The sequence below is a fragment of the Pseudanabaena sp. PCC 9330 genome (assembly GCF_055795045.1).
Genome location: NZ_JAYFES010000106.1, coordinates 1 through 18,168, shown reverse-complemented (window position 1 = coordinate 18,168; position 18,168 = coordinate 1). Strand labels below are relative to the sequence as shown.

Below are 18,168 nucleotides of genomic sequence, written 5' to 3'. Positions count from 1 at the left end.
CGGGGAATGGGGTTTGACTCAGCTACGAAATTGATCGAGGCCGTTGAGAAGCAACTCCAGCCCAAACTCAAACTTATGCAGACCGTCATAGCGGCCATCCATCACATGGCGGGTGAGTTGATGCATATAGGGGTACTGATCAACGGGAATGCGAGCCATGAAGCTCTCGGCCATAGTTGAATACTCCGCTGCATCGAGAGGAAAGTTTAGCGCCTGAAGCGTAAAACCGTAGATGTGGCTGTCGATCGCATTCCATACATGGTCAGCCATTTCATAGGAAAAGCCCGCCTCGACCAGACAACCCAGGGTGGCATCAATGTAACGCAGCATGGCGGGGCCAACGTTGACCCGCGACATTAGGGCCAGGGCCGCCCAGGGGTGATGCAATAGCACTGCGTGGGCCGAGGTCGCCCGCCGCTGCATAGCCGCCTTCCAGTCCATATCCAGCCTGGGCAGCTCAATCTCGCTGACCACTCTATCGACTAGGGCGTCAATAATGTCGTCTTTGTTGGCCACATGGTTGTAGAGTGACATGGCTTTTACCCCCAAGGCCTGGGCCAGTTTGCGCATGGAAAGGGCTGCCAACCCTTTCTGATCGACTAGGGCCATGGCCACCGCCAAGATCCGCTCTCTACTGAGGGGAGCTGGAGAAATAGGGCGGCTGATCTCAGTCATGGAGCGTGGGTCGGGCTAGGGAATCTGGTCGACCGTAGAAACCCGGTTTCTACGGTCGACTGCGCCAAGTTGACTAACCGCTGCACAGCAACCCGGTTTCGGGAGCGGCTAACTTTTTTAACCTCATGGACTTACAGTGTACGCTAGACTTACGGTGTAAGTCCATCAAGACCAGCGTTTTTTGATCGAATCCTTTCGTTGGGAGTAGGTGCGATGACTATCTCAGGTGCGTCTGTCGCTGACGACGAACATTGCCGGAGTGCCCTGATGCGGGCGATCGCCCAGAGCGAGTACGGCGGGCCAGCGGTGCTGAGTCTGCAAATGGTACCCAAGCCTGTTCCCAGCGATGGCGAGGTGCTGGTGCGGGTTCATGCCGCCTCGGTCAGCGCGGGTGACTGGCATCTGATGCGGGGCGAGCCGCTGTTCATTCGCCCGATGTTTGGCGGCGTATTCAAACCCAGAATTCAAACCCTCGGCTCTGATATGGCAGGCACCGTGGAGGCAATTGGGTCGGGAGTGACCCAGTTTCAGCCGGGGAATGAGGTGTTCGGCGATCTGTCGGAGTGCGGCTTTGGGGCCTTTGCAGAATATGTCTGTGTGCCAGAATCGGCCCTGGTGCTAAAGCCTGAGAATGTTGATTTTGAGGTGGCGGCGGCGGTGCCGGGGTCGGCTCTAGCGGCGCTTCAGGGTCTGCGGGATGTGGGACAGATACAGGCGGGGCAGCGGGTGCTGATCAATGGCGCGGCAGGCGGGGTGGGGTCGCTGGCGGTGCAGTTGGCCAAGGAGTTTGGCGCTGAGGTGACGGCGGTGTGCAGCACGAAGAAACTGGAGATGGTGCGACTCCGGAACGGATCCCTCCGCCCCGATCACATCATTGACTACACTCAAACCGACTTCACCCAAACCGGTCAGCGCTACGACCTGATCTTCGACACTGCTGCCTACCGGCCAATCTGGGACTATCTGCCGGCGCTGACAACGGGGGGCACCTACGTGCTGGTGGGCGGCGGCGGGGCGCAATTTCTCCAGGATATGGTGCTGGGGCCGTTATTGGGGAGGTGGCGCGATTGCCGAGTGCGGTGCCTGGCGACCCAGCCCAACCCAGCCGATCTACTGACCGTGCGGGATCTGCTGGCGACAGGGAAGATTGCCCCCTACATCGGCCAGCGCTACGACCTAGACGAGGTTCCTGAGGCGATTCGCCATTTAGAGCAACGGCAGGTGATGGGGAAAGCCGTGATTCGGATCGCCTCGGCGGGGTAAGTTATCTCGCTGAGAGCCAAAAGCCTGCTGTCCAAGGATTGCTCGCGCTGGCTTTATGGTGATAATCTCAAAAAAGACTGATCGGTCTTTTTATGTCAAAAGCTCAGCTCACCCGAGCACATATTGTCGAACAGGCGGCGGCGCTGTTTAACCAGCAGGGCTATGCCGGAGCCTCGATGTCTGACCTAATGAGGGCTACGGGCCTCCAAAAGGGAGGAATTTACAACCACTTTTGCAGCAAAGACGAGCTGGCTCTGGCTGCGTTTGACTTCGCTGTCGATCGCATTCAGCAGCGCTTTAGAGGGGCTTTGCAGGGCCAACGGCACGCGGTAGATCGGTTGATGGCTATGCTCGCCGTCTACGAAGATTTCATTGTTCACCCGCCTCTCCAGGGAGGCTGCCCCATTCTCAATACGGCGGTAGACAGTGACGATGCCCACCCGGCTTTACGAACCCGGACGCAGCAGGCGATGGATCGCTGGCGATCGCTGATCGAGCGCATTGTCGCTAAAGGCATTGCCCGTGGCGAGCTGCAACCCACGGTAGACCCTGCAACGGTGGCTTCGGTTTTGATTGCCACCATTGAAGGGGGCATCATGCTGAGCAAACTGTACGACGACCCCTCCCACCTAGACCGCGCCCTTGACCATCTGGCGACCTATGTTCAACACCAGCTAGCGACACCCGGTTAATTTTTTTGCTCGCCAACAGACCGATCGGTCTTTTTTCTTGGTTGTAAAATTTTAGAGAAATACCCCCATGCTGAAGCTGTACTATGCCCGTCCTTCTGTCTATGCCCGCCCGGTGTGGCTAGCCCTGCTCGAAAAGCAGCTGCCCTTTGAGCTGATGCCCGTCGATCTCAGCGGTAAGCAATTTGAGCCTGATTTCCTGGCGGCGAACCCCTTTGGCCACATACCGGTTTTGTTGGATGGTGACTTTCGGGTGATTGAGTCGCTGGCGATTTTAGATTACCTAGAAGCCCGCTATCCCGATCGCCCGTTGCTGCCTGCCGCGCCTAGGGCATTGGCCACCGTCCGTATGGTGCAGCTGGTAGCACTCAACGAACTGCTGCCGCCAGTCTTTAAGCTGCTCATGCAAGACAACCGCTCTGGCCAGAACTCGGCTGAGATAGCCTATGCTCAGCTACGGGCAAAAACAACCCTGGTTTTTCTGGAAGAATTGCTGGCAGACTCGCAGTATTTTGCAGGTGATCAGCTGACGCTGGCGGAGATTGTGGCGGGCACCATCGTCCATAAACTGCCCGATCTAGGGGTCTCGCTGGCCGGTTACCCTGGGCTAAGCCGCTGGTCTGAGCGATTGCTGGCTCGCCCCACCTGGCAGCAAATCGAGCTGAGCGCAGAAGAGTGGGACATCTTTAAGCGCCGCATGCGAGTGATTCCTAAACTGTGGCAGCGCCGTCGCCACCAGCGCATGGCAGCGATGTCCCCGGCTCTACCCGCAGGATTCCTGCGGGTAGAGCCGGGGACAGGGGTCAAGTGACCAAGCAACCCCTGCAATACCAGCGGATTCTCCAGGGCGATCGCCCCCTAGGCTTGGGTCACCACGTGGCGCTGGGTCAGCTTGTCGAGCTGCTTCACCAGTAGGCTGAGAAAAAGACCCACATCGGTCACGACCCCGGTCGACTCTAGGGAGCCGCGATCGGCCAGCTTAGTAACCACAGCGGGGTTGATATCCACACAGACCATCTTCACGCCAGAGGGAGTCATGTTGCCGACGCCAATGGCATGGAGCATGGTCGACAGCATGAGAATGAGGTCACACCCTTCGATGAGGCGGGCATAGTCGGCCTGGGCCTCAAGCAAGTCCATCTTGGTGTCGGGGAGGGGGCCGTCGTCGCGAATGGAGCCCGCCAAGGAGAAGGGCACGTTGTTTTTAACGCACTCGTAGAGTACGCCCCGAGGCAGCACTCCCTGCTCAACGGCATTGGCAATGCTGCCGCAGCGGCGAATGCTGTTGATCGCCCGCAGGTGGTGACGGTGGCCGCCGCGCACTGAGGTGCCCTGCTTCATATCGACCCCGAGGGAGGTGCCGAGCATGGCTTGCTCAATGTCGTGAACGGCGATCGCATTGCCCCCCAGCAGCGCCTGCACATAGCCCTCGCGAATCAGCCGCCCCAGGTGGTCGCCGCCGCCGGTGTGAATCACCACCGGGCCAGCCACCACAGCCACCTTGCCGCCCTGGTCGCGCAGGCGGCGCAGTTCCCATGCCACCTGCTCTACCACCAGCTCCACCCGGCGCTCGCTGGAGACGCCGGAACCCATAAAGCTAAACTCTTCGGTGGTGGCTGCGGCGCGGCTGCGATCGGTGGTACTGCGCACGCTGCGAATGCCGTCGTAGCCGACGATCACCTGATCGCCCACGGCTAGTTCGCGCAGCAATTTGCAGGTGGCCACCGGCTCAGTCTCTGAGACTACAATGACGCCATCCATGCGCTGGCCCTGCACCCGTACCCACTGGCCCCGCACCCGCACCTCCGTGGGGTAGATGGTCGAGCTGTAAAAATCGTCGGGGGCTACACCGGCCTGGGTGATAGTGACCAACTGTGCATCCTGCTGTTCGGCGGGCAGAGCGACTGCACCCAGGTCGATCAGCTGGGCCATGATCTCATCCATCACCTCGCGATCGGGGGCCGACACGCGAATCTCTGCCGATGAGGTGCTCTGGCGCTGCTCGCCCAGGTCAAAGTTCATCACCTGGAAGCTGCCGCCGCCTTCCATGATCAAGTCTAGCGCCCGGCTGACCAGACCCGAGTCGAGCAGATGGCCAGTCATGGTGACGGTGCGGGAAATCAGGCCGCGATCGCCCGCTGGTTCGGGGTGCAAAGGCTCGGTCACCCGCAGGGTGAGGCACTTGGCTGCGCCACCAGCCTTGAGAAACTCGGTCAGGGGCGTCTCGACCACCTCAAATCCCAGTTCGTTTAGCCGCGCCTTCAGCTCGTCGCTGACCTTGTTCATGATCACGGTCTGGCCGATATTGACCGAGTTGCAGGCGAAGTTGACGGCGTCGGGCTCATCGATAGCGATGCGTTTTTCAGGGGGCACCCGCAGCTCGATCAGCCGGTTTGAGTAGGCATCAAAGGCGGGGGGGTAATAGAGCAGATAGCCCCCGGTCAGTGGGCAAAAGCAGGTGTCGAGGTGGTAAAAGCGCTCATCCATCAGGTGCAGCGACAGCACTTCGATATTGAGCCACTGGGCTACCAGCCCGTGGGAGTCGAGCTCGGTACGAAAGCCGTAGCCCGCCCACAGCCAGCGCCCCTCGCGATCGAGCAGAGCGTCGCCCGCCCCCTCAAAGGGCAGGTCGGGGGGCAAGGTAAACACCTGGTGGCCCTGAGATTCAAACCATTCTTGAAAGAAGGGCTCTTCTCCCTGGCGCTCGGGGTGTAGAAAGCGGCTCAGTACTACCTGGTTGCCCAAAATCAGCCCGGCGTTGGCGGTAAACACCATGTCTGGCCAACCCTGCTGGGGCTTGACCAGATCGACATCGGCGCGATCGCTAATGATTTGGTACAAACTCTGCCACTGCTCCTGGGCGGCCTCCAGCGACGAGCGATGAATGTTGCCCTCCATCCAGGGGTTGATCACATAGTCCACCTCGTAGTGGTGGGGGGCGCACATGAGAAAGCGAATGGAGGAGGTCATAGGGGAAGATCGGGAGTGAAGAAAAAGCAGAACGGTCGAGCGGAGGAAGAGGCAGTCATGGCAGCGGGCGCACAGCCCCAGCGGCTAAAACAACAGCGCTGAGAGCCAACTTCACATTTTAAGCCCTCAGCGCCGCGAGTTTATTCAGTTGTCAGGGGTTCTGTAGATTGTGGGGAGTTATGGTGCCGAGGGCAAGTCGGTGAAGAAGTGGGCGTCGGTCAACCGATTGCTGGTCATAATAGCGCTGGTCAAACCGCCATGGTGCAGTCGACGAGCGGTAGAAAGCTGAGCCAGATCATCTCCATAGAAGCCACTCGTGACCGGGGGTTGAGGTGCAGGGGCGATGGTCACTGGCACCATGGCAGACCGATTCATCAGATCTGCCGCCTCAGCGGGGTTGCCAGAAGAGTCAAAGCCAACAGCCACCATGAAAGCCGCCAACCCGACAACCACCGCCAGACGCAGATCAATCAGCTGAATCGCTGACAAGACTACATGCTGCACAGAGTCCCAAAACGTATTAGACGAGTCAGTGTCGTTAAGCGACATATAGCTCCCTAAACAATTGCTTCCCCGCTCCAGAAATGCTGGCTTCACCTGCCAAAGAGCGGTTTACCTGACATACCTGAGCAATGAGATCGGCGCACCTACGCTCCGAACCATTACTCTTGCCAAAGGTTATACATATACTCTGTTATATACATAACGCAATAAGATTACAAGTTGTAACGATCCAACTCAGGAATGGAACGCAGGTTTGGACTGACCTCGGCAAGCCAAGATATCTATAAAATGTCACGAAGTACGTTGGTAACCCTGACTTCGATCGCTGGGGTCTGGCCAATTACAGATAGGTTTGTGCCCCATGGGTTGACCGGCTCAGGCTGTGAGGTGACGGCCCCAGCCCTTGTGCAATTTCCTACAACGTTTATTTTTCTGCCGGAGGGGTGCATCATAGCGGTGGCCAAGGCTGTAACCGTTGTGCCCTAGGGGTAGACAGTTGTAAAGCTAAGGTAGAACCGTTCTTAGCCGGCGCTGAGCTCAATAGGCTAGTTTTATAACTCTTTTAAAAAACAAACTATGTGGAAGCTGATTTTAGGCATCGTTTCAGCCAGCGGATTGTTGGGTCTAGCCGTTTGGCTCAGCCCTCTAGAAGCCGCGCCGATGACAGGAGACACACCAGATTCCACTACCCTGGTGCATCTATTTGAGTGGTCGTGGAACGATATTGCCGCCGAGTGCGAGGGCTACCTTGGCCCTAGTGGTTACCAGGCGGTGCAAATCTCGCCCCCCCAAGAGCATGTGGTTTTGCCCGACTATGGCTACCCCTGGTGGCAACGCTACCAACCCGTCAGCTACCAGCTCGACAGCCGCAGCGGCAGCCGCGCCGAGCTACAGGCGATGATCGATCGCTGCCGCGAAGCCGGGGTCGCCATCTACGCCGACGCCGTAATCAACCATATGGCAGGTTTTGAATCTGGGGTGGGCAGTGCTGGCACCCAGTTCACCAAGTACGACTACCCTGGTCTCTACGGCCCCACCGACTTTAACGACTGCCGCCAGGCGGTGACCGACTACAGCGATGCTGAAAATGTCACTCAGTGTGAGCTGGTGGGCCTGGCCGACCTCAACACCAGCGCTGAGCATGTGCAGGCTACCGTGGTCGACTACCTGAGTGACCTGGTAGATATGGGCGTAGCTGGCTTTCGTATCGACGCGGCCAAGCACATTCGCAATGAGGAGCTGGGGGAAATTTTAGACCGGCTGCGCGATCGCTACCCCGACCGCGATCTCTACATCTATCAGGAGGTGATCGATCCGGGCACCGAGGCCATCCGTAAACAAGACTACTACGACAGCGGCAATGTGCTCGACTTCAAGTATGGTCGGTTTATCGGTGAAGCCTTTTTAGGACTAGAGGGGCAAACCCTAGCCAACCTGAAAACCCTGGGCGAGGGCTGGGGTTTGGCTCCCTCGGCCCAGGCGGTGGTGTTTATCGACAACCACGACAAGCAGCGGGGCCACGGCGGTGGCGGCACCTACCTCACCTACAAAAATGGCGACCTCTATGGTCTGGCCAATGTGTTTATGCTGGCCCACCCCTACGGCAAGCCCCAGGTGATGTCGAGCTACGCCTTTGAAAATTCTGACCAGGGGCCACCCACCTTTGACGATGGCACCACCCGCCCTGTTTACCAAAATGGAGAAGCCAGCTGCTTTGGAGAATGGGTCTGCGAACACCGCTGGCCTGCGATCGCAGGTATGGTGGGCTTTCGCAACGCCACCCAAGCTGTACCCACAGTCACCGACTGGTGGAGCAATAGCGCCAACCAGATCGCCTTTGGCCGAGGTCACCTGGGCTTTGTGGCGATCAACCGTGCAGAGTCACCGCTAAGCCACACCTTTCAAACTCAGCTGCCCCAGGGCCGCTATTGCAACGTGGTGCAGGGTGGCCTCACCGCTGATGGTAACGCCTGCACCAACGAAGCCCAGGTGGTGCTGGTCAACCGGGCCGGGCAGATGACCGCCACCCTGCTGCCGATGACGGCCCTGGCTATCCACGTCGAAGCGCGACTCGCCCAATAAGGACAATCTCTTCAGCTATTGGTCTGATCGACATTGGGAGCCGCTTTTTTGGAGCGGTAGAAGGCTTTGATCGCAAACCGCACCAGCAAAATAAAGCAGGTTAGCACCACCACAAACATGACAATGGGAACGACCAGGGCCAGTACCGAGATCACGATCGCTCCCACCAATTCCACTGCCGCAATAATTAGATTTGTCGCCCCGCCCGTAGTGGCCGTAGAAACCAACCGAGTGAGACCATTGAGCCCCTTTACCGTGGCAGCGGCCCCGCCCCCAGCCACGATCGCAATGCTCCACTGGGCAAAGGGGTCGAGCTGGTTAGCGGCGATCGCCATCAGCAGCGTGCCGGCGATCGCCGCAATGGGCAGCGCCACCGTATCGATCGCATTGTCAAGCCAGGGAATGCTGTAGGCCGCAATCTCCACCACCAGGGCGATTGAGAGGCCGACAAAGGCGGTGGTACCGCCCAGCCAGGTCATGCTGTCGGTCAGCTGCATGTGACCAAACAGGGCGGCAGCGCTCAGCACCCAAAAGGGCACCACCACTCGAAACCCAGCCGCCACCCCCAGGCCGAGGCCGAGGCCAATGCTCTCCACCAACTGCCAGTCCATCTGTTGTAGATCCATTGCGCCTTCCTTTCCAGTCATTTGCTAACGGTCAGCCACCGTACCTTTGGCCTAAGAATAGCCCCACAGCTACGGAGGAACAACTCCGGCAGTATTGTAGAACTCATCTCCAATACCGAATCCAAAGGGCTGTATTGACTCGACATCAAAATCGCTATAGAAAGTAGAAAGTTTCGATAGGGGCTTTTTGACGGTTGTGAACTAGCGAGTCATCTCAGTTTTAGCAATAAATCGATCATCCTTGTCCTAAACCACATGGTCATCGCTGTATATCACGATACCCATTGGGCTCCTAAGAAAACAGAAAGACTTTACTTCAGAGCTGTCTCTTAGCACAGTATCGGTCAATCGCTTAAGATAACGTGCTTTTGCCACCAGAGAGAGCAGGAATGGCTTATACCTAGGGGCTTTTAGCATGTCCTCAAGATTCTGGCGATCGCCGTAGCACCCTTAGGTCATGATCCGCTATTCTCACTCATGCAAACCTCCATCTCTAGACTTAGATGAGGTTTAGCTTAGGGTAATTTTGGGCACATTTTTGAGCGCAGTGAACTCTGTGCCAAATTCTACTGAGCCGATTGAGTCAGAGCTAAAGCCCGCCCAGGCAATGTGACCGACTATAAAGCCTATGTAGACAGCTCCACTCCTAAAAAAAGATTAAGTAAAGCCCCGCAGTTTCAAGGATATAGCGGTTCTCATACAGATAAGATATAGACTAGTAATCCAAGCTGATAAACCCTGCTGCTTGACATATTATTTTTGAAAACTCCTAATTTCTCTTTAGAGACGTTGCGCCAAAAATCCTGAGACTAAGTCTTTTGCCTCCAGTCGATGGGCTATGTCTTCAGGCTTCATGTCAACGTATTTTCAGGGCTTTTGAGATTTCTGTCAGGCAGTCGGCTGATGAGTTCTAAGGATTCTCTTAGTCGAGGCATATCTCATATACTCAGGAACTGTCATATGAATAAAGCAAAAACTATTTTTCTAATTGCCCCTAACGTATCAGAACAACTGGGTGGCGAGGCAATGAAAGCCCTTCAAATTTTCCAGGAACTCAAAAGGATTTATCCAAATACCATTCAGATCACCCATGAGAGAAATGAGAGAGAGATTGTCGAGAGCCTCAAGCTCAAAGATGTTCTTTTTGTCCGTGATGACCTGGTTTCGATACTATGTTGGAATTCATTTGTTCTGAAGTCATTTGTGGACGTTTGGTTCTCAAGGAGGGCAGTTTCCCTTGTCGAAAGCTACGTCAAAGAGCATGGACTGGATCCTGTGCAAGTAATTGTTCATCACACTGAGCCAAATTCGCCAGTCTCCCAACGCACTATTTTGAAGAAATTCAAGAATGTTGTTGGTCCTATTAATGGCAATATTTACTACCCTAAAATGTTTCGGAAGCATGAATCTCTGCGCGCTAAGCTGCGGCGAATCTCTCACTTTCCCCTCCAAAGATTAAATTCAATTCTTTTTCCCTGGGCCTCAAAAGCCAACATTCTGTTACTTGCTGGGGGGGAGCGAACTACCTCGTCGATGATTGCGGCGGGGGTTACATCAAAGCAGATTGTCGAATGTCTGGACTTTGGTATAAGAGATGATATCCTCCAATTCCCGCGTACTCAGCACCAAGGAGAAAACCGGCGGTTTGTATTTTTCGGTAGGCTCGTCTTTCACAAGTGCACCTTCCTGATTATTGAAAGTCTGGTAAAGACTAAGCATGAAATTGTGCTAGATATCGTTGGTAAGGGGCCAGAACTGGAGCGTTGCCAGTCTTTAGCACGAGCGCTCAATATTGAAGACAGAGTTAACTTTTTGGGCTGGTATCCAACTCATGGGGAATTGCTTAGCTCTCTGCACCAATACAGAGGGCTGGTCTTCCCTAGTATTGAAGATGCCAACGGCATTGCTGTGCAAGAAGCTATGGCGTTGGGCTTGCCAGCTGTATGCCTAGACTGGGGCGGCCCTCAACTATTGGTTGATCACGGCAAAAACGGCTACTTGGTCAAGCCCAAGAATCGGGAGTTTGTTACTGATAAAATTGCTGAGCACTTAGATGAGTTGGCCACCAACGATAAATTGGCCGAGCAAATGTCGTTGGCATCGCGGCAAAAGGCCGAGCAGTGGCGGTGGGCCAACATCATTCGGGAGTGGGCGACCTATTACGACCGGCTAGTAGCAGAAGATCCAGTCTCTACTCCCATCAGTCGGTCAGCTGCAAGGTTGTCTCTGTAGTTTGTGCCTAACATGCTTAAGAAGCAAACCCTACTGTAATCTTAGTTCGGGATAACTCTATTGCCTCCTTAGAAGAAGCGTCCGGGCGGTGTGGATCAAAACAACGACAAGAAATTAGTTGCTGAGTGCGGCACAAGGTCTCCTTGTCCCAAATTGTTCCACTCCTGTCTCTCTTGGCCAAAGACCAGTCAACTGTTTTCCCCCAAGTTATTTCTCCTAGAACCCAGGCCAATCCAAATGCCAAAATCTCCTCACCAGGGCAATAGCGTGCCATCCCAGCTAAAGAACTCGCCGCTGTCAACGGGGGTCAGGCCATCCATCACCGTCATGAGCTGGGCCACAGTGCGCTCCACAGAGAAGAGCTTTTCTGGCGGCACTCCCCGCTGAAAGGGCTCCGACAGACGGGTATCGGTGGTGCCAGGGTGCAGCAGGGCAAGCCTGGTGTTGGGGCTGCGACGGGCATATTCTAGAGAGGCTGTTTTGATCAGCATGTTTAGCGCCGCCTTAGAGGCTCGGTAGCCATACCACCCTCCCAGTCGATTGTCGCCAATACTGCCCACTTTGGCAGAAATAGCGGCAAAAACACTGGGCTGGTCATGCTTGAGCAAGGGCATCAGGTGTTTGGCTAGCAGCGCCGCACCGATCGCATTGGTCTGGAACGATCGCACCAAATTTTCGCTGGTCACCTGCCGCAGGCTCTTCTCCGGCTGAAAGTCGCCGTCGTGGAGCACTCCGACACAGTACACGACCCGGTGCAGTTGAGAACCGTGGGCTTGAACAATGGCGATCGCCTGAGTAATCGAGTCTTCTTCGGTGACATCCATCGGCAGGCAGGTCAGATGAGACTGCTGCTGCCCTAGGGCCAGCAGCGCTTGGGCTGACTCAGGACGGCGGTAGGTGCCGTACACACGATCAAAGCGATCGTCCGCCAACAGCTGCCGCACAAAGCCCAGACCAATGCCCTGGCTAGCGCCTACTACCAGAGCACTACCGCGCCCCTGTTCCTGCAATTGAGCCATGGGTGCTCCCTAAATGAACCTTAAAATCAGCCAGGGACTGGCTCTCTGGTGATCGTAGAACCTGTCTCCTAGAGCCAGTCGTCGGTAAACCTCGGGTCTGTGCTAAGCCACAGCCAGATCGAGAACTGTAGCTTTGTCCTCGACAGAACTCCACTTCTGGACTGGGATGAGATTGAGTTCAAGCGGATTAATTCAAAACGCGCCAGGTAGCCGGGCCTACGATACCGTCTACGGTGAGGCTGTTGGCACTCTGGGCGCGGCGCACGGCGGCCTCGGTCTGCTCGCCAAATAACCCATCGATGGGGCCGCTGTAGAAGCCCTTGGCCCGCAGCCGCTGCTGGAGCTGGCGCACCGCATCACCCTCAGCACCCAGCCGCAAAACAGGCGTAGCTGGAGCAGGGCTGGAGCTTGGGGAAGTAGGGGAAGGACTCGGCGTCGGCGTAGTGCTGCCGGTGGCCGGGGGCGCCGTAGTACTGGTGGCGGGAGGAACGGTCGCCGTCGGGGGGCTGGCTTCCCCAGGCGGAGTGGGGAAGAGGCGGCTCCAGGTGGCGGGGCCAGCAATGCCGTCAGCGGTAATATTGGCAGCGGCTTGAAAGCGCCGCACAGCAGCAACGGTGTCTTCAGCGTAAATGCCGGTCATAGGGCCGGGGTAGTAGCCCAGCAGCATGAGCATCGATTGCAGCTCACGCACCGATTCGCCCTGGTTGCCCAGTTGTAGGGTAGGCCGCACAATGCGACCGCCGCTCACCGTCGGTGACGCTGGCTGACCGACGGGAATGGGTTCATCGGCGGGGGCTTGCGCCAGAGCGGGCAGGGTGCCAAGAGCGATCGCCAGCGCCGCGCCCCCGAGGGCCGTCCGCCCCCACCCCGGAGCGGCCTGCTGCATTCGCTGTGCTAGGGAAAAAACCCAAACCATGGAACTGTGCTCCAGACAGAATAGTAACGAGATACCACCGTAGCTTGACAGCAAGCATTATAGAATTGTCATTGGCGAATGAACTACCGCAGCCCCTAAAATTTAGCGATTGTCACTGGGTGGAGGACACCGACTCGCGCCCCTGGTGAAAATTGGGACAGGGCCATAACGTTGAGCCGCTGCAGATGTATGGGGCATATCCCAACGGCTTTAGCTAGGGCTGGTCCGCCAGCGAGGAACAACGGCTGGCGTCGTACCTGGGGTGGTGACCGATTGGTGGCGATGGCCACGGGGGTAGCTTGGATCACAGAGTTGAAGTTTTGGGGTCAGATCTGTGGGTCTGGCGGCAGAGAGCACTGGCTACAGCTAAGGCTGCTGGGGTAGACCCCCAGGAGGTCGATTGGCTGCTGTTGGCGATGGGCGACCTTGACCAGCTAGCACTGCGGCTCGGCACTGCGGAGCAGTGGCCTCAGGTTAGGCTTAAATATTCCCTCGACCAGCTCGACCAGCGCTGGCAGGCTCGCCTTCACCAACGGGTGCCGGTGCAGTATCTGGTGGGGGCCACCCCATGGCGTGACCTCACCCTGACGGTTTCTCCGGCGGTGCTGATTCCCCGGCCAGAGACAGAGTTGATCATTGATTTGGCAGCGGCGATCGCCTACCAACCTGGGTTAGAACCTCTAACCCAGGGGCTCTGGGTCGACCTGGGAACGGGCAGCGGTGCGATCGCCCTAGCCCTGGCCCAAACCTTTCCCCAGGCCAGCATTTTGGCCGTCGATGTCAGCCCAGAAGCCCTGGCCGTGGCCGAGGACAATGCTAGACGGGCGGGGTTGAGCGATCGCATCACCTTCTACCAAGGCTCTTGGTTTGAGCCCTTAGCCCAGTACCGGGGGCAGATTAGCGCCCTGGTGTCGAACCCACCCTACATTCCCTCGGCCCTGCTGCCGACTCTCCAGCCTGAGGTGATTGGCCACGAGCCCGTTATCGCCCTCGATGGCGGCAAAGATGGCCTCTCCGCCCTCCGTCTGCTTGCCGCTCAAGCGCCAGAGTACCTGGTGCCTGGGGGCCTCTGGCTGGTAGAAATGATGGCCGGTCAGGGAGTAGCCGTCGAGGAGCTGCTGGTTGCCCAGGGCTGCTATAGCCAGATGCAGACCCATCTCGATCTGGCCGGGCGCGATCGCTTTGTGCAGGCCATCTATAGCCCCTAGGGGCTATTCTCGGGGGCGGAGTGCAGCCAGCCGCGCTGGCGCTGCCAAAACCGCTGCCACCAGTCGGCGGGCTCATCTTTGGGGCCGTCGTGCTCGGTGGGGCGGTCGCTGGGGCCGTCTACCACCAGGCTGCCCACGTAGTCGGCGTCGGCGTAGACGCGATCGATCTGCTGGCGAATCTCGGCCATATCGGCCTCTGACACCACCCCATTGCTAGTTGCCTTGTAAAACTGCACCGTTACACGAATGGGATAGTCTGGGTCGCGCTCAATGGCCAGCTGATCGATCTCTGTAAACGGCCCTTCTACCTCGCCGTGGCCAATCACGGCTGCCTCCACATCGCTGGGCGCCCGCAGCATCTCCATACTGGGCGCCGCTGGCATAGGGGCAATCCCACTGTCAACGTTAGCCTGAGCCCTGGGGGCACGCTGCTTCAGCGGCACCTGAATCAGCAGCACCATATTGAGCCCGTCGGAGTTGGCTTCAGCCGGACTGTTGGGGCGATCGCCGGGTTGGCCAAGGGTCTGGTCTGGGTCAGCTTGAAAATCGCTCAGCCGCTGCCCGGTAAAGCTGGCCCGCTCCCCATTTTTGTTAAAAAACAGCCGCTGCCCCCAGGTGCGCCCGGCCTCAAACCCATCGCGCTGGTTGTCGATGACGGTGACGCTGGTGCCCTCGCGGGTGGCCAAGATCGTCAGCACCGCCGGATTGCCAGGGTAGGACTGGTAGTTGAAGAGCACTGGGTTGAAGGTGGCCAAGCCCGCCTGGGGCACCGGCAAAAAACAGGCCTGGGCGCTGACCAATACGTGGCTATCGCGGGCAGGAGCCAGCAGCGATCGCCCCCGCCCGGCCCAAGAGCTAGGGGTATGGAGGTAGCTCCGCAGATCGCCCAGTAGCTCGTTCAAGGGCACCCGACGCAGCTCGTCGCCGCGCTCATTGCCCACCAGCACCGCAAACCGATCGAGAGGAATGTCGGCGCTGAGGTCAGCAAAGTTGGGATGGCGAATCACCGGCATCAGGTGCAGCTGGTACTGGCCGGTATCGGGGTTTTGCTGCTGCACCTGGATGGTCATATCGCTGATGTTGGGGCCGACCGCAGAGCCGTAGAAGCGCCCCGTATCTTCCCAGGTGACATTGAGCACGTCGAGATCAAAGGCCTCGGCCAGCCGCCGGGCAACGGGGTCGCTGACCATCGCCTGGGTGCGCTCGATCACCTGGCGATAGCGGTCATAGTGCCGACGCTGCACGATGGGTGGAGTAGGTCGTGCACTGGACTCTGAATTGGGCGCTAGATTAGGCGCTGACTGAGAGGGCAGGGGGGAACCCGGCACGATAAATGTTGAGGGGGCGGCCTCTGAGGCCTTTAGCCCAGTCGCTGGGATGGTGATTAGGGCGATCGCACCCACGGATAGCCAAAGCCTGATGTTGCGCACGGTGGTTCCTGCTCCTGCCGAATTGATACCTTCAAACTACGCAATGGCCGGGCCTAGGCCAGGATGGTTACAAAAACTGCAACTGCTCCAGTGACATTCCTTAACGCTTCCAGTATGGTGAAAGGTACCCAGATCGAACCCGACGCCTTAGCTAGGGCTTAACCATGACTTTTGTCACCTTATTAGCGATTGCAGTTGGCGGGCTCTCTGCGATCGCTCTAGTGACCGTGGGGTTGGTAGAAGCTCCCTGGCAGCTGCTGCTCATGGGCCTGGTCGCGGCTCTCTACGGCCTCCAGCGCCAGTCCTGGGTCGATGAGCAGATTGCCCAAGAACGGGACATTCCCCAGACCAAGCCTGAACCAGATTCTACGGCAGCTCACACTTTGCCAGACCAGGCAGAAGATGTTCTGAACGAAGATGGCCAAGAACTCTGCTACCGAGGCATTCGCTACCGCGTCCCCAAAGCCGATGACAACGCACTGTCAAACCCCGACGCGCCGACCGAGGGCATCTATCGCGGCCAGCCCTGGCAGCGATAGACACCAGGTCACCCCTACATGTTTGCCTAGCCTAGGCCACCTGATCTGGAGCGAAAATGCTTTCGTCGTGGGCAAAGGCCTTAAATTCTAGGGCGTTACCGCTAGGGTCAGTGATAAACAGCGTGGCCTGCTCGCCCACCTGACCCACAAAGCGCTGGTGGGGCTCAATCAAAAACTCTACCTGGGCAGCCCGCAGGCGATCGGTCAGCGTCTGCCATTCCGTCGGGGTCAAAATTACCCCCCAGTGGCTGACGGGCACCTGGTGGCGATCGACGGCATTGGTGGGTACTGTCGGGCGAGTGCCCGTTACCTGGTGGGCCGTGATCTGATGGCCAAACAGATTAAAGTCAATCCAGCTAGAGGAAGTGCGGCCTACCGAACAGCCCAACACAGTCTCATAGAAGTGGCGGGTGCTGACCAGGTCGTACACTGGAAACGCCACGTGAAAGGGTCGAAGCATAGATTATGTCCTCTGGATTTATGTCCAACTCTAACGCTGGGGAGGCTACGTCCATTCCCCAGGCCAACATTTCCCTGGCCGATCGCTACGCCCTCACCCACTGCACTCTATACACTGGCACCCAGGTCTTGCCCCATCATGCCCTGGTGATCGAGGGCAGTCGCATTCTCGACCTGGTGCCCGCTGCCCAGATCAGCTCAGACTTACCCCGCCTAGAGGGCCAGGGCTGGGCAGCGGCCCCTGGCTTTATCGACCTCCAGCTCAACGGCTGCGGTGGGGTGATGTTTAACGATGCCATTGCGGCTGCAACCCTAGACACCATGCACCGCACCAATCTGCGCAGCGGCACTACGAGTTTTTTGCCCACCTTGATTACGGCCCCCGATGCGGACATGGTAGCCGCGATCGCCTTAGTCACCGAGTATCGCCGCCGCCACCTCCATCGGGTGCTAGGGCTACACTTCGAAGGCCCCTACCTCAGCCCCCGGAGGGGCGGCATTCACAACCGGGCCGACATTCGCCCGGCAGACGCAGCCATGATCGATCGCATGGCTGACGCTGGCCCCGAGGTGGTGCGGCTAGTCACCCTAGCCCCAGAAGTGGTGCCCAACCAATATATTCAGCGTCTGGCCCAGGCTGGCATTGTCGTTTCCGCCGGGCACACCGAGGCCACCTTCGAGGAAGCCCTGACTGGGTTCCAGGCCGGGGTGACGATGGCCACCCACCTCTTCAACGCTATGTCTCCCTGGCAGGGCCGCAGTCCTGGGGTAGTGGGGGCGGTGTTGAGCCAGCCCGAGATCTACGCTGGCATTATTGCCGATGGCCACCACGTCCATTTTGGCTCTGTGCATCTGGCCCAAAAAATTAAGCAGAATCGGCTCATCTTGGTCACCGACGCCACCCCGCCGGTAGGCACCAAGATGACATCCTTTACCATTGGCGGTCAGGAAGTGTTTTACCGCGATGGCCGCTGTGTCTCAGCCGACGGTACCCTCGGCGGTGCTGCCCTCACCCTGATCGAAGCTATCCGCAACTGCGTACAGCATATGAACCTACCCCTATATGAAGCCCTGCGGATGGCCACTCTCTACCCCGCCCAGGCGATCGGCGTCGATCGCTATTTGGGGCGGCTCGCCCCTGGCTATCAGGCCAATGTAGCCCTGTTTGACCCCGTTACATTGGCAGTCAAAGGGGCGCTTGACGGCGGCGTAATGCACTGGACAACCTAGTCCTAGAGCCGAGGTCGGGGCAGCCCCGCCACTCGCTGCTGCAATAGCTGGGTCGCCATCATCTGACTGCGCAGGCTAATCCACAGGCTACACTGCTCGTCAGTAACCGAGACCAGCGCCCCGGCCCGCTGCTCAGAAAATTTGCAGGCTAGGTGGTAGAGACGAGTGCGCTTGTCAACCTCAACGATCAGCGCCCGGTAGTACAGCTCGTTGGCGTAGTGAGTGCCATCCCTGGTTGACTGACAAAAGTTGGCTGAAAGCTGCTAAAAAGCTTGTGGTACGGTAGTTTCAGGGATTGGAGGAAGAAGTGGGGAGCCAGCGTTCTA

The 18,168-nt window shown here is 57.8% G+C and carries 17 protein-coding genes; 9 read left to right on the top strand and 8 right to left on the bottom strand.

The features are described from left to right. Positions 1 to 18: 18 nt before the first annotated feature. A complete protein-coding gene (locus AC0QKW_RS13205; RefSeq protein WP_473151541.1) occupies positions 19 to 675 on the bottom strand; it encodes a TetR/AcrR family transcriptional regulator in 657 nt (218 codons plus the stop codon). Positions 676 to 888: 213 nt separating this feature from the next. On the opposite strand from AC0QKW_RS13205, the gene AC0QKW_RS13200 reads away from it, so the two are divergent. The 3 genes from AC0QKW_RS13200 (at position 889) to AC0QKW_RS13190 (ending at position 3,438) form a co-directional block, all read left to right on the top strand. Further along, positions 889 to 1,938 carry an NAD(P)-dependent alcohol dehydrogenase gene (locus AC0QKW_RS13200; protein ID WP_473151540.1) on the top strand — a complete coding sequence of 350 codons (1,050 nt, stop codon included), beginning with the start codon at positions 889 to 891 and terminating at the stop codon, positions 1,936 to 1,938. Between the two features lie 92 nt (positions 1,939 to 2,030). Next, positions 2,031 to 2,630, top strand: coding sequence for a TetR/AcrR family transcriptional regulator (locus tag AC0QKW_RS13195; RefSeq protein ID WP_473151539.1), 600 nt, complete (start codon positions 2,031 to 2,033; stop codon positions 2,628 to 2,630). A gap of 67 nt (positions 2,631 to 2,697) precedes the next feature. Next, the gene (locus tag AC0QKW_RS13190; protein ID WP_473151538.1) at positions 2,698 to 3,438 is read left to right on the top strand and encodes a glutathione S-transferase family protein; all 741 of its coding nucleotides are present in this window, start codon (positions 2,698 to 2,700) and stop codon (positions 3,436 to 3,438) included. Positions 3,439 to 3,485: 47 nt separating this feature from the next. Here AC0QKW_RS13190 and argZ read toward each other — a convergent pair whose 3' ends face one another. Further along, a complete protein-coding gene (argZ, locus tag AC0QKW_RS13185; RefSeq protein WP_473151537.1) occupies positions 3,486 to 5,597 on the bottom strand; it encodes a bifunctional arginine dihydrolase/ornithine cyclodeaminase in 2,112 nt (703 codons plus the stop codon). A gap of 177 nt (positions 5,598 to 5,774) precedes the next feature. After that, positions 5,775 to 6,146, bottom strand: coding sequence for a hypothetical protein (locus AC0QKW_RS13180; RefSeq protein WP_473151536.1), 372 nt, complete (start codon positions 6,144 to 6,146; stop codon positions 5,775 to 5,777). Positions 6,147 to 6,389: 243 nt separating this feature from the next. Between AC0QKW_RS13180 and AC0QKW_RS13175 the strand changes: the two genes are divergently transcribed. Together AC0QKW_RS13175 and AC0QKW_RS13170 are read left to right on the top strand one after the other, a co-directional pair. Then, positions 6,390 to 6,587 (top strand): hypothetical protein, encoded by a 198-nt coding sequence (locus tag AC0QKW_RS13175; protein WP_473151535.1) that lies wholly within the window; start codon positions 6,390 to 6,392, stop codon positions 6,585 to 6,587. Positions 6,588 to 6,761: 174 nt separating this feature from the next. After that, positions 6,762 to 8,183, top strand: coding sequence for an alpha-amylase (locus AC0QKW_RS13170; RefSeq protein WP_473151534.1), 1,422 nt, complete (start codon positions 6,762 to 6,764; stop codon positions 8,181 to 8,183). An 11-nt stretch (positions 8,184 to 8,194) separates the two neighbouring features. Here the strand turns inward: AC0QKW_RS13170 and AC0QKW_RS13165 are convergent, their stop codons facing one another. Beyond that, a complete protein-coding gene (locus AC0QKW_RS13165; protein ID WP_473151533.1) occupies positions 8,195 to 8,809 on the bottom strand; it encodes a DUF4126 domain-containing protein in 615 nt (204 codons plus the stop codon). A gap of 960 nt (positions 8,810 to 9,769) precedes the next feature. Here AC0QKW_RS13165 and AC0QKW_RS13160 point away from each other — a divergent pair. Beyond that, a complete protein-coding gene (locus AC0QKW_RS13160; protein WP_473151532.1) occupies positions 9,770 to 11,041 on the top strand; it encodes a glycosyltransferase in 1,272 nt (423 codons plus the stop codon). Between the two features lie 251 nt (positions 11,042 to 11,292). Here AC0QKW_RS13160 and AC0QKW_RS13155 read toward each other — a convergent pair whose 3' ends face one another. Together AC0QKW_RS13155 and AC0QKW_RS13150 are read right to left on the bottom strand one after the other, a co-directional pair. Continuing rightward, positions 11,293 to 12,060 carry an SDR family NAD(P)-dependent oxidoreductase gene (locus AC0QKW_RS13155; protein WP_473151531.1) on the bottom strand — a complete coding sequence of 256 codons (768 nt, stop codon included), beginning with the start codon at positions 12,058 to 12,060 and terminating at the stop codon, positions 11,293 to 11,295. Positions 12,061 to 12,247: 187 nt separating this feature from the next. Continuing rightward, positions 12,248 to 12,976, bottom strand: coding sequence for a peptidoglycan-binding domain-containing protein (locus AC0QKW_RS13150; RefSeq protein ID WP_473151530.1), 729 nt, complete (start codon positions 12,974 to 12,976; stop codon positions 12,248 to 12,250). A gap of 299 nt (positions 12,977 to 13,275) precedes the next feature. On the opposite strand from AC0QKW_RS13150, the gene prmC reads away from it, so the two are divergent. Then, complete coding sequence (prmC, locus tag AC0QKW_RS13145; RefSeq protein ID WP_473151529.1) at positions 13,276 to 14,184, top strand: peptide chain release factor N(5)-glutamine methyltransferase; 909 nt, start codon at positions 13,276 to 13,278, stop codon at positions 14,182 to 14,184. Here the strand turns inward: prmC and AC0QKW_RS13140 are convergent. After that, complete coding sequence (locus AC0QKW_RS13140) at positions 14,181 to 15,614, bottom strand: hypothetical protein (protein WP_473151528.1); 1,434 nt, start codon at positions 15,612 to 15,614, stop codon at positions 14,181 to 14,183. The two genes, prmC and AC0QKW_RS13140, sit on opposite strands and share 4 nt — an antisense overlap. A gap of 164 nt (positions 15,615 to 15,778) precedes the next feature. Here AC0QKW_RS13140 and AC0QKW_RS13135 point away from each other — a divergent pair, with 164 nt between their 5' ends. After that, entirely contained in the window at positions 15,779 to 16,153 is a 375-nt protein-coding gene (locus AC0QKW_RS13135; protein ID WP_473151527.1) for a hypothetical protein, read from the top strand. 31 nt (positions 16,154 to 16,184) lie between these two features. Here AC0QKW_RS13135 and AC0QKW_RS13130 read toward each other — a convergent pair whose 3' ends face one another. Next, complete coding sequence (locus AC0QKW_RS13130; RefSeq protein ID WP_473151526.1) at positions 16,185 to 16,613, bottom strand: VOC family protein; 429 nt, start codon at positions 16,611 to 16,613, stop codon at positions 16,185 to 16,187. 20 nt (positions 16,614 to 16,633) lie between these two features. On the opposite strand from AC0QKW_RS13130, the gene nagA reads away from it, so the two are divergent. Further along, positions 16,634 to 17,842, top strand: a complete 1,209-nt coding sequence (gene nagA / locus AC0QKW_RS13125; RefSeq protein ID WP_473151525.1) for an N-acetylglucosamine-6-phosphate deacetylase — start codon at positions 16,634 to 16,636, stop codon at positions 17,840 to 17,842. Positions 17,843 to 18,168 lie beyond the last annotated feature (326 nt).

What these genes read in the sequence shown, in the direction of transcription:
- AC0QKW_RS13195 (WP_473151539.1), top strand. Translation starts at nt 2,031, where the DNA reads ATGTCAAAAGCTCAGCTCACCCGAGCACATATTGTCGAACAGGCGGCG.
- AC0QKW_RS13200 (WP_473151540.1), top strand. Translation starts at nt 889, where the DNA reads ATGACTATCTCAGGTGCGTCTGTCGCTGACGACGAACATTGCCGGAGT.
- AC0QKW_RS13205 (WP_473151541.1), bottom strand. Translation starts at nt 675, where the DNA reads ATGACTGAGATCAGCCGCCCTATTTCTCCAGCTCCCCTCAGTAGAGAG.
- AC0QKW_RS13170 (WP_473151534.1), top strand. Translation starts at nt 6,762, where the DNA reads ATGACAGGAGACACACCAGATTCCACTACCCTGGTGCATCTATTTGAG.
- AC0QKW_RS13155 (WP_473151531.1), bottom strand. Translation starts at nt 12,060, where the DNA reads ATGGCTCAATTGCAGGAACAGGGGCGCGGTAGTGCTCTGGTAGTAGGC.
- AC0QKW_RS13135 (WP_473151527.1), top strand. Translation starts at nt 15,779, where the DNA reads ATGACTTTTGTCACCTTATTAGCGATTGCAGTTGGCGGGCTCTCTGCG.
- nagA (WP_473151525.1), top strand. Translation starts at nt 16,634, where the DNA reads ATGTCCAACTCTAACGCTGGGGAGGCTACGTCCATTCCCCAGGCCAAC.
- AC0QKW_RS13130 (WP_473151526.1), bottom strand. Translation starts at nt 16,613, where the DNA reads ATGCTTCGACCCTTTCACGTGGCGTTTCCAGTGTACGACCTGGTCAGC.
- AC0QKW_RS13180 (WP_473151536.1), bottom strand. Translation starts at nt 6,146, where the DNA reads ATGTCGCTTAACGACACTGACTCGTCTAATACGTTTTGGGACTCTGTG.
- AC0QKW_RS13160 (WP_473151532.1), top strand. Translation starts at nt 9,770, where the DNA reads ATGAATAAAGCAAAAACTATTTTTCTAATTGCCCCTAACGTATCAGAA.
- AC0QKW_RS13190 (WP_473151538.1), top strand. Translation starts at nt 2,698, where the DNA reads ATGCTGAAGCTGTACTATGCCCGTCCTTCTGTCTATGCCCGCCCGGTG.
- AC0QKW_RS13150 (WP_473151530.1), bottom strand. Translation starts at nt 12,976, where the DNA reads ATGGTTTGGGTTTTTTCCCTAGCACAGCGAATGCAGCAGGCCGCTCCG.
- argZ (WP_473151537.1), bottom strand. Translation starts at nt 5,597, where the DNA reads ATGACCTCCTCCATTCGCTTTCTCATGTGCGCCCCCCACCACTACGAG.
- AC0QKW_RS13165 (WP_473151533.1), bottom strand. Translation starts at nt 8,809, where the DNA reads ATGGATCTACAACAGATGGACTGGCAGTTGGTGGAGAGCATTGGCCTC.
- AC0QKW_RS13175 (WP_473151535.1), top strand. Translation starts at nt 6,390, where the DNA reads ATGTCACGAAGTACGTTGGTAACCCTGACTTCGATCGCTGGGGTCTGG.